The following is a 14,922-nucleotide window of genomic DNA, read 5'->3' on the forward strand; positions in this document are numbered from 1 at the left end:
GCTACAGCGCCGGCCGCGGCAATTGCAGCCACTCCTGGACTGCCGGCCGTTGCCATTGGCGCCGGGCATAGTCCACCAGGTTCGCGGGCATCGGGTCACCGTTGAGGATCAGCCGGTTGAGCATCAGCGCCAGGTCGACATCGGCAATCGACCACTGGCCGAACAGGCAGTCACGGCCATCGGCCAACAGCGCTTGCGCAGTATCGATCAGCTTGGTCACCGCCGCCTCGGCGGGTGGCGACAGAGGTTCGCCCTTGCAGCCATAGAACACCACCAGGGTCGAGCGCTCCTGGCGGATCGGCAGCAAATCGCTGCGCAGCCAGGCCTGGACCTGGCGGGCCTTGGCTCGCTGTTGTCGGTCTTGGGGATAGATCGCGGGTTCGGGGAACAGCTCCTCCAGGTATTCAGTGATGGCCGAGGATTCGGACAGGGCAAAGCCGTCATGCACCAGGGTCGGCACCCGCTGGGTCTGGGACAGCCGGGCATAGTCCGGGGCGCGATTCTCACCGGCATCGAGGTCAAGGGGGATGAGTTCGAAGTCGATGCCCTTTTCCCGCAACGTCACGAACACTGACAGGGCATAGGGGCTGGTGAACTGAGCATCGACGTACAGGCGTGGACGGGCGTCGGTCACGGCGGGATCTCCAATGGGGGAACGGACACGCTAAGAGATCCCGGGCGATAAATAAAATGCGCGATTTTTATCCGTGCATTCCTCGCGGGAATACCGGCCGCTATCAAATGTCCTTGCCGAGAAAACTGTCGCTATCCAACGGTGCCTGCTTGCGTGCCCTGAAGCGCCTGAGCAGCCGGCCGTCGATGGCCGCCAGGCCCAAGGCGATCATGCCCATGCCCAGCAGGTGCCTGGCGTGCAACTGCTCGCCCAGCACCAGGCAGCCCAGGACAATGGCGCTGATGGGAATCAGGAAGGTCACCAGCATCAGGTTGGTGGCGCCGGCGCTGGAGAGAATCCGAAAGAACAGCACATAGGCCAGGGCGGTGGACAGCAGGGCGATTCCCAGTAGCGCGCCCCAGGTGGCCAGGCTCGGCAGTGGCAGGTTCCAGGGCAGCTCCAGCAGCAGCGTCAGGGGGATCAGCAGCAGGCTGGAGGCGCAGATCTGACCGCTGGCGCTGAGCAGTGGGGCGACGCCCATGGCCTTGAAGCGCCGGCCGAAGACCCCGGCGAAGGCATAGGACAGTGCCGCACCCAGTACCGCCAACTGTGCCCCGAGATGATCCCCGAGACCCGCCAGGGCATCGGGGCCGATCATCATCGCCACCCCGACAAAGCCGACCAGCACCCCTGCCAGTTTGTTGCCGCTGATTTTTTCATCGGTGGTCAGGACGTGGGCCACCAGTACCGCGAACAGGGGCGTGGTGGCATTGAGAATGGCGGCCAGGCTGCTGGCGATATGGGTCTGGCCCCAGACAATCAGGCCAAAGGGCAGCACGTTGTTGAGCAGCCCCATGCCGAAGAACGCCAGCCACACTCGTCGGTCCCGGGGCAGTGACAGGCCGAGGATACGGATCAGCGTCAGCAGGGCGAGGGCGGCCAGGCTCACCCGCAGCATGACGATGGTCAGTGGCGGCAGCTCCTTGACGGCAATCGCGACAAAAAAGAACGAGCCGCCCCAGAGGATCGACAGCACCAGCAATTGCCCCCATTCCATCACTCCCATGACTTTTTGCCTGGTCATGCCGCTTACTCCTACGTGTTTCAATGATTGAGTCCTGCTCGTCGATGCACGGACGCCTTGGCTATTTGAATGGCTGCCGTGTCGAATTATTCTGCGAGTTGCGACCGCGGACAAACGAGCGTTTTTCGCTCCATGGTTGAGGAGAGCTAAATCATGAGCATGGCCTTGCCGCCCCTTGCGGCACTGCGCGCATTTGAAGCCACAGCGCGGCATCTGAGCGTGACCCTGGCGGCCAGGGAGCTGAATGTCACCCCGGGCGCCGTCAGCTTGCAGGTCAAGGAACTGGAGTCGGTGCTGGGTCTCGCGCTGTTTTTGCGCCGCCCCCGGCGCTTGATCCTGACCGCGGCCGGTGAGGAGTACTTCGCGACCTTGCGCACGGCCTTTCGGATGATGCGCGAGGCCACGGCGCAGATGGTCGGGAGTGGGCGTCTGGAGGTATTGGTGCTCAGTTGCACGCCGAGTTTCGCCACACAGTGGCTGGTGCCGCGGCTCTCGGGATTCGAAGCGCAGGCACCTGGGGTGGATGTGCGGATCAGCGCCTGCAACCGCCAGGTAGACCTGGCCCGCGATGGCGTCGATCTGGCGGTGCGCCACGGCTTTGGTCGCTATGAGGGGCTGCTCAGCGAACGCTTGCTCGATGACCAGTTGACCCCGGTGTGCAGCCCGCAGCTGCTGGGGCAGGACGCTGGCCTGACGGTCGCCGAGCTGGCAGGGCTGCCGTTGTTGCATGATGAGCATCGTCACGACTGGCCGCTGTGGCTGGCGGCGGCCGGGGCCGGGCAGATCGACGGCGGCCGGGGCCGGGTGTTCGTCGACAGCAATGGCGCCATAGAAGCTGCCAAGGCGGGTCTGGGGGTTGCCCTGGTACGCCGCTCGCTGGTCCGCCGGGAACTGGCCGAGGGCTGCCTGCTGGCGCCGCTTGCCCAGGGTGTGGCCAGTGATCTGGCTTACTATCTGGTCTATCCGGCAGCGGCCCTGGAGCGACCCAATGTCGCGCTGTTGCGCCAGTGGCTGCTGGCCGAAGCCGGGCGTGCGCCCCCCAGCGACGAGCCGCTGGCATAGTGCGGTGCGCCTGTACCGCATGACTGGCCAGCAGTGGCAGGCACTTTGCCTTGATCGATAAGGCAATCTGCTGGCCCCGCCCTGGCCGAGGTATCGGCAAAATCACTTTATTTTCAGGTGGTTAGGTGACCGAAAAATGCGCCATGTGTTGATTACGCTGACGTCGTTTGCCCTGCTGAGTGGGGCTTGTGCGGCCCAGGCCCGGGAGCTGGCGGCCAATGATCGTTATGTTTGCAGTTGGGGCGCAGGCACGGCTGCCAGGGCCCAGGAGCTGAAGTTGTCCGGGGTGTCGCTGTACGCGGCGCGGCAGAAGATCCAGGTCTACAAGTTCAGCAAGGGCTGGATGCGCATGATGGCCCTGGGGATCACCGAGCAGACCTACGACAGCCCCTCGCGGATCAGGCCCGAAGCCTTGCGCAAAAGCTTTTACGACGACTGTGTGCGCTACAAACTGGCCCGTCGATAGTCGCTGCTACAGGCTCTAGCCTGAGTGCTGCGTAACGGGATTGAGGTTTCTGATCCGTATTTTTCTCGCTCATCTGCATCTGTTATCAGAGCAGCCGAGGTTTGAAAATGGCGCGCCCACTGGGTCTCCTGGCTGGAGATCCGGTCCGCTGCACCGCAAACCTAATGTTCAGGAGGCCTGATGACTAAGATGGCGTTTTTCTTGTTTGGATTTTTAGCCTTGACCATCGCTATCGGTGCGCTTGCCACTATCTCTCCGACTTGAGCGGGGCCGTTCGCGGCTCCGGTTTCATTTCCCTTTACCATCAGTGGCAGGGCAGATCAGCCACTGCCACTGAATCTGACTGCTATCTGGAAAACTTCTTCGCTCCGGCTACGCACAGGATCACTGCCACTGTGACCCCGAGCATGCCCAGGCTGACCTGTTCATGCAGCAGGCCGGCGGCCAGGGCCAGGCCGAAGAATGGCTGCAACAACTGCAGTTGGCCGACGGCGGCGATCCCGCCCTGGGCCAGTCCGCGGTACCAGAAGACAAAACCGATGAACATGCTGAACAACGAGACATAGCCCAGGCTGAACCAGGCCGGCAGGCTGATGCCGCTAAAGGAGGCCGGAGCGCTGAACAGGGTCAGGACCGCCATGACCGGCAACGACAAAACCAGGGCCCAGGAAATCACCTGCCAGCCTCCCAGGGTTCGGGACAGTTGCGCGCCCTCGGCGTAACCCAGGCCGCACACCAGCACCGCCAGGAGCATGAGCAAATCGCCCTGGGGCGACGCCGACAGCCCCTGGGACAGGGCATAGCCCGCTACCAGCAGGCTGCCCAGCACCGAGAACAGCCAGAACACCGGACGCGGTCGTTCACCGCCGCGCAACACGCCGAATACCGCGGTGGCTAGGGGCAGCAGGCCGAGAAACACGATGGAGTGAGCCGAGGTCACGTACTGCAGGGCCAGGGCGGTCAGCAAGGGAAAGCCCAGCACCACGCCCAGGGCGACGATGGTCAGGGGCAGCAATTGCTGCCTGCTGGGGCGTCGTTCCTTGAACAGCAACAGGATGCACAGGGCCAGGACCGCAGCGAGGGTGGCGCGGACAACGGTAAGGAACAGCGGGTCGAACTCCAGCACCGCGACCCGGGTCGCCGGTAGTGAGCCGCTGAAGATCAGTACCCCGATAAAGCCGTTCAGCCAGCCGCCGGCGGTATTTTCCAGCGGGGGGGATTGCAGGTGCGATGTCCGTTCCATTCAACAAGTGCTCACTACGATTGGCAGGGGCAGGCCCGGGGTGGGGCTTGCGTCCAGCTCATCCTAGGATTGAAAATCAGCACAATCAAAAAATTGTCATGGATACAGCGTCAATGGCCCGCGCCCGCTACAAGCAGTTAGTCGATGTGTTTGCCGCCGATATCCGTCGCGGTGTGCTGGCCCCTGGCACCCGCCTGCCCACCCATCGAGAGCTGGCGGCCAGGGAAGGGCTGGCGCTGGTAACCGCCTCGCGGGTGTATGCCGAGCTGGAAGCCATGGGCTTGATCAGCGGCGAAACCGGGCGTGGCACCTTTGTCCGGGAAACCGCGCTACCGCCCGGACAAGGTGTAGATCAGCAGGCCACGGCGGCCGGAACCCTGGACTTGAACTTCAACTACCCGTCCTTGCCCGGGCAGGCAGAGTTACTGCGCGCAGCCCTGCGTCAGTTGGCGTCCTGCGGCGACCTGGAGGCCCTGCTGCGCTATCAACCCCACGCTGGCCGCAGTCATGAGCGGGCCACGGTGGCGCAGCATTTGGCGGGTCGCGGTCTGGCGGTGAAGGGCGAGCAGGTGCTGATTGTCAGTGGGGCCCAGCACGGCCTGGCGACCACGGTCATGGCCCTGCTCAAGCCCGGCGACGTGGTGGCCACCGATGCCTTGACCTACCCGGGGTTCAAGGTGGTGGCGGATGCGCACGGATTGGAGTTGCTGGCCATCCCATTGACGGCAGAAGGCCCGGACCTCGATGCCTTCGAGCGCTTGTGCCAGCGTCGGCGGGTAAGGGCGGTGTACGCCATGCCGACTTTGCACAACCCCATGGGCTGGGTGCTTGACCTGGCCTGGCGCCAGCGTCTGGTGGCCCTGGCCCGCCAGCATGGGTTGCTGATCATTGAGGACGCGGCCTACGCCTATCTGGCGGACGATCCACCTGCGCCCCTGGCGGCCCTGGCCCCGGAAAGCACGGTGTACATCTCGGGTTTTTCCAAGAGTGTGGCCGCCGGGCTGCGGGTCGGCTACGTGGTGACCTCCGCAGACCGAGCGCCCTTGCTCGAACGCGCGATCCGCGCCACTACCTGGAACACCCCCGGGGTGATGACCGCCATGGCCTGTGCCTGGATTGAGGACGGCACCGTGGCGCGCCTGGAGCAGGAAAAACGCCAGGACGCCCAGGCCCGTCAGCGTCTGGCTCGGGAGCTGTTGGCAGGGCTGGAGCATATCGGCCACCCCAACTCGTACTTCCTCTGGCTGCCTTTGCCCGAGGAAGTACGCGCCGATCAGGTGGCCATGGCGTTGCTGCGCGAGAACGTCTCGGTGTCCACCGCCGAGCCCTTTGTCTGCGCCGGGCCGGTGCCCCATGCCATTCGCCTGGCCCTGGGCTCGGTGGACCTGGCCGATTTGCCCGAGGCGCTGGCCAAGGTCCGGCAAGTGATCGCCCGTTACGCGTTCTGAAGCGGCACGTTCGAAGCTTTGAACTTGCCGCTGACAATTGCTTTTTTAGAGCTTGAACTGGGTCACCAGCCCGTTCAGGTCCACCGCCAGCCGCGACAGTTCCTGGCTGGCGGCGTTGCTCTGGTTGGCCCCGGCCGAGGTCTGGGTCGACAGGTCGCGGATGTTGATCAGGTTGCGATCCACTTCCCGGGCGACCTGGGCCTGTTCCTCGCTGGCGCTGGCGATCACCAGGTTGCGTTCGTTGATCGCGGTGATGGCCTGGGTGATCTGGTCCAGGGCCAGCCCCGAGGCGCGGGCGGCTTCCAGGGTCAGATGGGCGCGCTCGTTGCTGTTGCGCATGGCGCTGACCGCCCCCTCGGTGCCTTCCTCGATGGTGTTGATCATGCTTTCGATTTCCTGGGTCGACTGCTGGGTGCGATGGGCCAGGGCCCGCACTTCGTCGGCGACCACGGCAAACCCCCGTCCGGCATCTCCGGCCCGGGCCGCTTCGATGGCCGCATTCAGGGCCAGCAGGTTGGTCTGTTCGGCAATCGAGCGGATCACTTCCAGCACCTGGCCGATATTGCGCACGTCCACTGCCAGGTGCTCGACCTGTTCGCAGGTCTGGGTCACGTCTGCCGCCAGTTGGCCGATGGAGTCCACGGTGTGTTGCACCTGCTCGCGGCCGTGGTGGGCGGTGCGGTCGGTTTCCTGGGAGGCTTCGGAGGTGCTCACCGCATTGCGCGCTACTTCCTCCACGGCGGCGGTCATCTCGTTGACTGCCGTGGCAGCCTGCTCCACTTCATTGCTTTGCTGGTGCAGGGTTTGACTGGAGTGTTCGGTGACCGCATGCAGTTCCTCGGCGGCGGAGGCCAGTTGGTTGGAGGAATCGGCGATCCGCTGCAGGGTGCCCCGCAGGCTGGCCTGCATGGTTTGCAGGGCTTGCAGCAGGCGTGCCGGTTCGTCCTTGCCACTGACCGTGATGCTCTGGCCGAGGTCGCCGCTGGCGATGGTTTCTGCCACGGCCACGGCCTGGCCCAGTGGGCGCACGATGCTGCGGGTCAGCAGCAGGGCGAGGGCGATGGTCAGGGCCACCACGATCAGCATGATCAGCACGACCATGGCAATGGCGCCCTGGAACACCTCACTGCTCAGCTGCGCGGCGGCGACGCCACCCCGAGTGTTGGTGTCGATGATGTCCAGCAGCTCCTTGAGCATGGCGTCGGCATGGGTCAGGAACGAACCGCCGTCGACGACATCGATGGCCGCTTCCTTGTGCCCCTGGCGCACCAGTTCCACCACCCGGTGCTGTTCCTTGATGTAGGCCGCCTTGGCGCTGAGAAAGCGTTCATAGGCCGAGCGCTCCTCGGCCTCGGTGATCAGCTTTTCGTAGACGCCTTGCTGGCGATTGAGTTGCTCGTCGAGTTCGCCGACGCGCTTGAGCAGGGCCTGTACATCGTCGTGGTCACGGACCACCAGCATGCGCAGGGTGATGGTGCGGATCTGGGTGCTGGTCAGGGCCAGGGCGTTGGCGGCGACAATCGATGGCTGCCAGTTCTGGTCGACCTCAAGGGATTGCTGGTTCATGCGCCGCATTTCCAGCAACGAGAAGCCCCCCAGGCCCAGTGCCAGCAGGGCGATCAGGGCGAAGCTGAACCCTGCGCGGCGGGAAATATTCATCGTTCTCAAGAGCATGACTGTGTTCCTTGTGGCGGCAAAAAGTACAACCGGCGAAGCGAGTCGCGGTTTGCATCTGTGCGGTGCGCTATGGAGCGAGGCTTCACGGCACCGTCGGTTTTTGCACACAAGGTCGGCGGTAGGCGCATCTGATCGGCGCCTTTGCCAGGGTCTTCCAGGGGGGACAGGAGGCACGGCCGGCCTGGAAAACCCGCCGATGATATCACGATGACATCTATTTGCGGGCGCCTGGCCCGCGGCTTTCACTGGGCTTCGGTTTGCAGGAAGCCTGCGATGGAGCGGGCACTGGTCACTGGGTCGACTTGCATGAAACAGTGCTGGCCGTCGATCACCTGGGTGTTCAGGTGCCGGTTGAGGGCGGCCCAGCGTTTGATCGAGCGGGCGACGTAGGGGTAGCTGTCGCGCCCGTGGATCACCAGGGTCGGGGTCTGCACCCGGCGCAGGGATCGCCACAGGCGCCGCGGGAAGCTGCTGAAAATGTCCACCTCGCGTTCAGGGGAGCATTTGAGCGCTACGCCTTGACCGTCGTCTTTCAGAGCGTGCTCGATGTAGGCGTTCAGGGCCTCGTCGCTCCAGCCCTTGAAGATCCCCCGGTTGGCCAGGGCGGCCTTGGCCGAGGCGCGGTCCGGCCAATGCTGGCGGCGAGCAGCGGCCTTGCGAGCCAGGGTATGGCGACGGTTGAGGCCCAGGGCCGAGAGCAGCCTCAGGGAGCTGATCATCGATGGGCTGAAAATCACCGGGTCGAGCATCACTGCCTTGGCAAACAGCTGGGGGCGTTCGGCCACGATCAGACTGGTGAGCACGCCGCCAAAGCTGTGGCCGACGGCGTAGCGGGGCACATCACCGTAGGCCTTGAGCCCGGCCTCGAAGGCTTCGGCCGCCAGTTCTGCGGTGCGGTTCCAACCCACAAACGGGCCGCCATGATCGCTATCGCCATGGCCCTGGACGTCGCTGAGCCACAGGTCGAAGGATTCGGCCAGCAAGGCCAGCAGCGGACGATAGGCCATGGAGCAGAAGCCGTTGCCGTGGAGGAAGTGCAGCAACGGTTTACCCGAAGGTTCGGAGCGCAGGCCGCGCAGGGTGAAGCCTTCGGGGCAGGGGTAGGACCAGGGAAGCAACTGCATGGGGCCTCTATTCGAGCGGTGATCACAGCCGGGCATTGTCGATGGCGCGGCCCTTGAGTCAAGGGCCGATCCTGACCGAGTCCAGCACTACGCGGTCTTGAGCTGGCGAAACGACAGGCTGATGCGTTCGCCGGCATTCGGGGCCTTGGGGATCGCGTGCAGCCAGTGTTTCTGCAGTTCGTCCGACATGTGCATCAGCGAGCCGCTGGCCAGGCTGTAGTCGAAGGTGGCGCCGCTTTCCTTGTGGCGAAAGACCATGGCCCGGGCGTGACCCAGGGAGACGATCACCACCCCGGTGCCTTCCACCAGTTGCTCGTTGGCATCGGAATGGAAGCCCATGGAGGACTGGCCGTCCGGATAGAAATTGAGCAGGCAATTGTTGGGGCGAAAGCCCAGCAGCTGCTCGATCGGCCCGCACAGCTGCTCCAGCGCCTCGGGCATCGGCACTGCCGGGTAGGTGATCTGCGAGTAGTCGTAGGGCGCGCCGAAGCTGGCAGTCTTGCGTGCGCGCATGCGTTCATCCCACTGCACGTCATGCTTGAGGTGGTTGAACAGCCGTTGCGGGTCGGTGATGAAGTCGGGGAAAAAGTCTATCTCGGGTGGATTCATTAGAGCGCTGCCAGTATTGAAAGGAGGGCAACTGCCGGGGGGCAGGGCCCGATCCTTATCGGTCCTTGATGTGTGCCTGGAGTGTGCCGCCTGCCACCGACTGGATGAAGTGCGCGGCCCTTTCGCCTAGACCCGCCTGTGAGGCGCGGATCAGCAAGACCAGGGGCGCCAGGGACAATGGGTCGATGTCCAGCCGTTGCTGGCTGGAGTCGCGCAGTATCAGGGTCAGCTCGGTCCACTGCTCATCGTCGGCGGTTCGGCTGTCGCCATCGGAGTCCACGTTGCAGCCGGCACCCCACAGGTGTTCGGCAACCCGGTAGAACGCTGGGCGTGGTCCGGGATGATGGAGAAGCAGGGTGGGCTCTGAAGGCATGAGGTCCGGCTCGGGCGAGGTGGCGTTCCAGGTCGGCAACGGTATCTCGCCGCCGGCGCTCGGCGCAACCCGCGAACGGGCTGAGCGCAGCGCTCAGCGTTGGGCTTCAGCTGCCATTGGCACTGAGGATGCTCGCCACCTGACGCGGCTGGCAATTGAGGTAGGGCGAGGATTTCAGCCAGCGCTGGTCCGGATACCAGGAAAACATGAACTGGCCATCCTTGAGCTTGTCTATCACCTGGCGCGCCACCTGGGGTCGCACCGCCGGGCAGCCCTGGCTGCGGCCGATGCGGCCCTGGCGCTGGCTCCACAAGGGGTTCACGTAGTCGGCGGCATGGATCACGATGGCCCGGTCCCGGGCCCGGTCGTTGAAGCCGGGCTCCAGGCCGTCCATGCGCAAGGAGTAGCCGTGGGTGCCTTCGTAGCTCTCCTGGGTGCGGAACAGGCCCAGGCTGGATTGATAGCTGCCCAGGCGATTGGAGAACTGGGTGGCGAAGTTTTCCCCGGACTTCTGTCCGTGGGCCACCAGGTCGCGCAGCACCAGTTTTTTGCTGCGCAGGTCGAAGATCCACAGGCGCCGCGCGGTGGACGGTTGCGAGTAGTCGATCACCGCCAGGTGCCGGGCTTGTCGGGCACCACTGTTGACCGCGCATTGCATGGCGTTCAGGGCACTTTTCAGGGCCTGGGGATTGAGTTCCGGTGCGGCGTGAGCGAGGCTGCTGTACAGCGCGGGAGCGGGTTTGCTGGCGGCGAAGGAAGGACTGCAAAAGGCGCCCAGAGCGATAGTCGCCAGGCAGATTCGGCACAAGAAGTTCAACATGTTTAGAGCATCCCCATGATCACTTTGGCTCCTGACGTCCTGTCGTTCCCCCGGCAGTCTGGTCTATATGTTTAGATCCCAGGCCTGATTGTTCCCCATCTGCCGTAACGGTTGGCCAACGCACTGAAGGCCACGGATTGGAGTAAAGCAGTTGTTCAAAAAAACCGCATGTTACTTGAGCCTGTGCCTGCTCGCTGCGCCATTGGTCGCGCTGGCCGAGGACCCTGCGCTGGCGCCGGCCAGTGCGCTGCAACTGACGCTGACCCAGTTGGCGGTGGCTTGCCCGGCACTGAGTCCACGCCTGGATGCTTCCGCGCAACTGCTGTTGCAGGCGTTCTACCGCCAGAACGGCGAACAGCCGGTGTGGTCCGCCGAGCACCGGCTGGCCAGCTTGCAGGCGCAATTGGCCCAGGTGATCGATGACGGCCTGGACCCGGAGCGCTATCGGCTGCCGGTGAGCAGCGCAGCAGGGGATGAGCTGTGCACCGATATCGCGATCAGTCATCAGTACCTGCAAGCCTTGCAGGATCTGCACTACGGTCGCCTGTCACAGAGCCGCTTTGAACCCTTGTGGCGGGCCCAGCCGCCGGCAGACGATCGCCAGGCGGCGTTGCTGGCGATGGCTGTGCCCGGGCTGGAAAACCTCGCCGGCGCCTTCGATCAGGCCCGTCCGAACCTTGAGCAGTACCGCAACCTGCGCCAGGTCTATGCCCGTGAACGCCAGCAACCATTACCCAGTTGGCAGGCGGTAGCCGGTGGCCCGCTGTTGCGTCCGGACATGCAGGACAAGCGAGTCCCGGAACTGGCCCAGCGCCTGTACCTGGGCGGCTTTCTGCCAAGCCCCGAGGTCAGTGCCGATAATACCTTCAGCAGTGACCTGGTAAACGCGGTGAAAAATTTCCAGCTCAGTCATTCGCTGCAGGCTGATGGCGTGATTGGCGCGGGCACCCTCAAGGAGCTGAATATCAGCCCGGCCCAGCGCCGTGAGCAACTGCGCATCAACCTTGAACGCCTGCGCTGGCTGGCCCAGGATTTCGAACCCAATATCGTGTTGGTCAACGTCGCGGCCGCGCAACTGACTTTCTATCAGGACGATGCGGTGGTGTGGCAGACCCGCACCCAGGTCGGCCGTGCCGAGCGTCAGACCCCGCTGTTGAAGTCCCAGGTCACGCGCTTGACCCTGAACCCTACCTGGACGGTGCCGCCGACCATTCTCAAGGAAGACAAACTGCCGGAAATCCGCCGTGACCAGGGCTTCCTCAATCGTCAGAACCTGCAGGTGCTGGATGCCAATGGCCAGCCCTTGGCGCCCGAGGATGTCGATTGGGAGCGTCCGGGCAATATTCTTCTGCGCCAGGGCGCGGGCCCGCGCAACCCCTTGGGGCGCATCGCCATCCGTTTTCCCAATCCGTTCTCCGTGTACCTGCACGACACCCCGAGCCAGGCGCTGTTCAGCAAGGGGCCCCGCGCCTTCAGTTCCGGCTGCGTGCGGGTCGAACAGGCGCTGCAACTGCGCGACTGGTTGCTGAGCCCGGCGGAGCGACTGCGCACCAACGAACTGCTGGCCACCGGCCTGACCCATGAATTCCGCCTGGCCAGGCCGGTGCCGATCCTGCTCAGCTACTGGACGGTGCAGGCCGACAGCCATGGGCAACTGCTGTATGCGCCGGATATCTATGGGCACGACGAAGTCCTGTCCAGCGCCTTGGGCAGCAAGCTCCTGTAGCCGCGAGCTTGCTCGCGATGAACCGGTGAGCGCCGCACTCAATCGGCAAGCGCGGGTTCGCGAGCAAGCGTGTACCTGTAAAAGGGCCGTGTCGCCGCGGTTTCAGGGCTGCGCGGGTGCCAGCTGGTCGTAGATCACATTCAGTGCCGGTCCAAGGTCGCCATCTCCCTGGGCGACGGCCTTGATTCCCTGGGGCAGCGGCAGCGATGGATCGCCATGCATGCCCAGCGGCGCTGGCAACGGCGTCACCTTGGCCGGCCGCTCATAGATCACCCGGCCTTCCTTGATTGTCTTGAGCACCTTGATCTCGCTCAGGTTTTCGGGCGCTTCGGTCAGCGGGTTGGCCGACAGCACGGCGAAGTCCGCCAGTTTGCCGGGGGTGATGGAGCCTTTGCGGTCCTCCTCGAAGTGCTGGTACGCCGACCACAGGGTCATGGCCTTGAGCGCTTGCAGAGGCGTCACTCGCTGCTCCGGCCCCAGTACATAGCCGCTGCGGGTGGTGCGATTGACTGTGGTCGCCAGCACCCGCATGGAGTCTGGCAGGGCCACCGGGGCATCGTGGTGGGTGGTGAACTTCAGGCCGGCCTTGAGCACCCATTGAGTGGGCGAGATGTTTTCTGCGCGCTCCGGCCCCAGCACCGATTGGCGGTGCCAGTCGCCCCAGTAATAGGTGTGCATGGGGAACAGTGACGGGAAGATCTTCAGTTGCTTGAGTTCGGCCACCTGATCCTGGCGCAGGGTCTGGCCGTGGATCAGCACCGGGCGCACATCGACGCCGGGGTAGGCTTTTTCCGCGGCGCGCATCGAGCTCAGCAATTGGTCGATGGCCCGGTCGCCGTTGGCATGGGAGAGGATCTGCCAGCGATTGGCCAGGGCTTGCTTGTAAATGGTCAGGGCGTCGTCGTCCTTGACCACGCCGTAGCCGGCATAGCTGGCGTCCTGACCTTGAGGCGGCTTGAAGTAGGGTTGGCTGAGCCAGGCGGTCTTGCCCTGGGGCGAGCCGTCCAGGGTCAGCTTGACCCCGCCGATGCGAAAGTGCCGGTCATAGCTCACCGGTTGGTTGGTCGGGTGATACCAGGGCGCGACCAACAGTTCCTTGGTGCCCGGGGTGAGGATATCGGGGTAGGAAACGATGTCCGCCAGCAGCTTGCCGTCGCCAGCGGCCTTGATTGCGGTCTTGACCTGGTCCGGCGAGGAGCGGCCGTCCTGCAGGGTGGTGTAGCCATAGCTGATGTACAGCTGTTGCCCGGCGCTGAGCATGTCCACCGCCTGGTCGGCAGTGAGCTTGGGGAAGATCTTGATCAGGGCATTGAAGAAGGCGTTTTCTTCCAGCACGCCGTTGGGTTCCTGGCTGCCCTCGACCCTGCGGATCACCCCGCCTTCCGGGTCGGGGGTCGAGGCGTCGATCTTCGCCAGTTCCAGGGCCTTGCTGTTGAGCACCCCCAGGTGCGAAGACTGGTGGACGATGGCAATGGGCACGTCCCTGGACACGGCATCCAGGTCGTCCTTGGTCGGGTGCCGCTGTTCCTGGAGTTGGGAGTCGTCATAGCCAAAACCGAACAGCACGCCGAACTGCTTGGGGATCGGTGACTGCTGCTCGAAGTTGCGCAGGGTTTCCTGAAGCTTGGGGAGGGTGTCGTTGGTGCCGTCCGGCGGTGGCAGCAGGTTGGCGCTGGCGGCCTGGAAACCCACCATCGATACATGGCCGTGGGGGTCGATGAAGCCCGGCAGCAGGGTGGTGCCCTTGAGGTCGATCATCTGCGTGGTCGGACCTTGATTCTGCAGTACCTGTTTGCGCTCGCCCACGGCGAGGATCTTGCCGTCCTTCACCGCCACGGCCTGGGCATTGGGGTGTTTGTCGTCGAGGGTGATGATCGGGCCGTTGAACCAGATGGCGTCGGCCACCGGGGCGCCCGTGGCGGCCATGGCGCTGCCGCAGGCGAGCTGGATGGCGGCCAGGAGCAGGGTGAGAGAGGGTCGTGACATGACCTGTCTTCCTTGAAGGTATGAAGGAGGGCACAAGCCTAGACGCAAAGATGCGTCCCGAGAGAGAAGCTTGAGGTATCGTGTGCGGCCTTTTTTGCCTCTCGAGGGTCGTCATGCCATTGAACAAACGCCAGCAGGCCGCCATGGAGCGTCTGCTGGCCGTCACCCTGACCGAGGCTTGCGAAAGCGCCAAGGCGCAGATCGAGGGTTTTGCCTGGCTGACCCACGAGGCGGATTACGCGGCCTTTCCCGCCAGCCTGGTGGTGGTCTGGGTCTTCGACACCCAGGCGCACAAGGAGCGCGCTCTGGCCGCGGGCCAGGGCCCACTGATGATCGAGTTGACGGCCCGAGCGTTGAACGAGGCCCAGGTGTGCCTGGACTCATTGGCCGCCCATGTGTTCTTCGACAGCGAAGAACAGTGCCGCAGGGTCAACGCCGGTGATTGGGCGCAACGCCTCAAGCGCCTGCGTCCGGGGCGGGGTTGAGCCATGGCCAAGGAAATCGACAACCCCTGCATCGCCCTGTGCCAGCTCAGCGGCGACCTGTGCGTGAGTTGCGGACGGACCAAGGACGACATCCGCAAATGGAAGCGCATGAAGCGCCCGGAAAAGATGGCCGCCGTGCAGCGGGCCAGTGCGCGGCTCAAGGCCTTGCAGAAAAAGAAGGGTTGAAGGCCGCTTCACCCCCCGCA

Annotated in this window: 15 protein-coding genes; 6 read left to right on the forward strand and 9 right to left on the reverse strand. The window is 64.2% G+C overall.

Features of this window, described 5'->3' with window-relative positions:
- Position 1: 1 nt before the first annotated feature.
- Together yfcF and KHO49_RS26500 are read right to left on the reverse strand one after the other, a co-directional pair.
- Positions 2-634: a glutathione transferase gene (gene yfcF / locus KHO49_RS26495; RefSeq protein WP_213666122.1), complete on the reverse strand. Its 633-nt coding sequence runs from the start codon at positions 632-634 to the stop codon at positions 2-4.
- Between the two features lie 103 nt (positions 635-737).
- Positions 738-1,697 carry a DMT family transporter gene (locus KHO49_RS26500; protein ID WP_170003752.1) on the reverse strand — a complete coding sequence of 320 codons (960 nt, stop codon included), beginning with the start codon at positions 1,695-1,697 and terminating at the stop codon, positions 738-740.
- A gap of 153 nt (positions 1,698-1,850) precedes the next feature.
- Here KHO49_RS26500 and gcvA point away from each other — a divergent pair, with 153 nt between their 5' ends.
- Positions 1,851-2,759: a transcriptional regulator GcvA gene (gene gcvA / locus KHO49_RS26505; protein ID WP_110595850.1), complete on the forward strand. Its 909-nt coding sequence runs from the start codon at positions 1,851-1,853 to the stop codon at positions 2,757-2,759.
- A 136-nt stretch (positions 2,760-2,895) separates the two neighbouring features.
- The gene (locus KHO49_RS26510; protein WP_213666123.1) at positions 2,896-3,225 is read left to right on the forward strand and encodes a hypothetical protein; all 330 of its coding nucleotides are present in this window, start codon (positions 2,896-2,898) and stop codon (positions 3,223-3,225) included.
- 346 nt (positions 3,226-3,571) lie between these two features.
- On the opposite strand, the gene KHO49_RS26515 is transcribed toward KHO49_RS26510, so the two are convergent.
- Positions 3,572-4,468 (reverse strand): DMT family transporter, encoded by an 897-nt coding sequence (locus KHO49_RS26515; RefSeq protein ID WP_102879919.1) that lies wholly within the window; start codon positions 4,466-4,468, stop codon positions 3,572-3,574.
- A 113-nt stretch (positions 4,469-4,581) separates the two neighbouring features.
- Between KHO49_RS26515 and KHO49_RS26520 the strand changes: the two genes are divergently transcribed.
- Entirely contained in the window at positions 4,582-5,916 is a 1,335-nt protein-coding gene (locus KHO49_RS26520; RefSeq protein ID WP_110595847.1) for an aminotransferase-like domain-containing protein, read from the forward strand.
- A gap of 45 nt (positions 5,917-5,961) precedes the next feature.
- On the opposite strand, the gene KHO49_RS26525 is transcribed toward KHO49_RS26520, so the two are convergent.
- The 5 genes from KHO49_RS26525 to KHO49_RS26545 form a co-directional block, all read right to left on the reverse strand.
- Positions 5,962-7,590, reverse strand: coding sequence for a methyl-accepting chemotaxis protein (locus KHO49_RS26525; protein WP_102879917.1), 1,629 nt, complete (start codon positions 7,588-7,590; stop codon positions 5,962-5,964).
- A 245-nt stretch (positions 7,591-7,835) separates the two neighbouring features.
- The gene (locus KHO49_RS26530; RefSeq protein ID WP_213666124.1) at positions 7,836-8,717 is read right to left on the reverse strand and encodes an alpha/beta fold hydrolase; all 882 of its coding nucleotides are present in this window, start codon (positions 8,715-8,717) and stop codon (positions 7,836-7,838) included.
- 87 nt (positions 8,718-8,804) lie between these two features.
- On the reverse strand, positions 8,805-9,326 hold the full coding sequence (locus KHO49_RS26535; RefSeq protein ID WP_213666125.1) for an alpha-ketoglutarate-dependent dioxygenase AlkB family protein: 522 nt from the start codon (positions 9,324-9,326) through the stop codon (positions 8,805-8,807).
- A gap of 55 nt (positions 9,327-9,381) precedes the next feature.
- The gene (locus KHO49_RS26540; RefSeq protein ID WP_102879915.1) at positions 9,382-9,699 is read right to left on the reverse strand and encodes a hypothetical protein; all 318 of its coding nucleotides are present in this window, start codon (positions 9,697-9,699) and stop codon (positions 9,382-9,384) included.
- A 106-nt stretch (positions 9,700-9,805) separates the two neighbouring features.
- Positions 9,806-10,519: a murein L,D-transpeptidase catalytic domain family protein gene (locus tag KHO49_RS26545; RefSeq protein WP_102879914.1), complete on the reverse strand. Its 714-nt coding sequence runs from the start codon at positions 10,517-10,519 to the stop codon at positions 9,806-9,808.
- Positions 10,520-10,670: 151 nt separating this feature from the next.
- On the opposite strand from KHO49_RS26545, the gene KHO49_RS26550 reads away from it, so the two are divergent.
- Positions 10,671-12,245 carry a L,D-transpeptidase family protein gene (locus KHO49_RS26550; RefSeq protein ID WP_213666126.1) on the forward strand — a complete coding sequence of 525 codons (1,575 nt, stop codon included), beginning with the start codon at positions 10,671-10,673 and terminating at the stop codon, positions 12,243-12,245.
- Positions 12,246-12,347: 102 nt separating this feature from the next.
- Here KHO49_RS26550 and KHO49_RS26555 read toward each other — a convergent pair whose 3' ends face one another.
- Positions 12,348-14,231 (reverse strand): amidohydrolase, encoded by a 1,884-nt coding sequence (locus KHO49_RS26555; RefSeq protein WP_213666127.1) that lies wholly within the window; start codon positions 14,229-14,231, stop codon positions 12,348-12,350.
- 113 nt (positions 14,232-14,344) lie between these two features.
- Between KHO49_RS26555 and KHO49_RS26560 the strand changes: the two genes are divergently transcribed.
- Together KHO49_RS26560 and KHO49_RS26565 are read left to right on the forward strand one after the other, a co-directional pair.
- Positions 14,345-14,716, forward strand: coding sequence for a hypothetical protein (locus KHO49_RS26560; protein WP_102879911.1), 372 nt, complete (start codon positions 14,345-14,347; stop codon positions 14,714-14,716).
- Between the two features lie 3 nt (positions 14,717-14,719).
- A complete protein-coding gene (locus KHO49_RS26565) occupies positions 14,720-14,902 on the forward strand; it encodes a DUF1289 domain-containing protein (protein WP_102864264.1) in 183 nt (60 codons plus the stop codon).
- Positions 14,903-14,922 lie beyond the last annotated feature (20 nt).

The sequence above is a fragment of the Pseudomonas sp. RC4D1 genome (assembly GCF_018390395.1).
Lineage (GTDB): Bacteria > Pseudomonadota > Gammaproteobacteria > Pseudomonadales > Pseudomonadaceae > Aquipseudomonas > Aquipseudomonas danubii.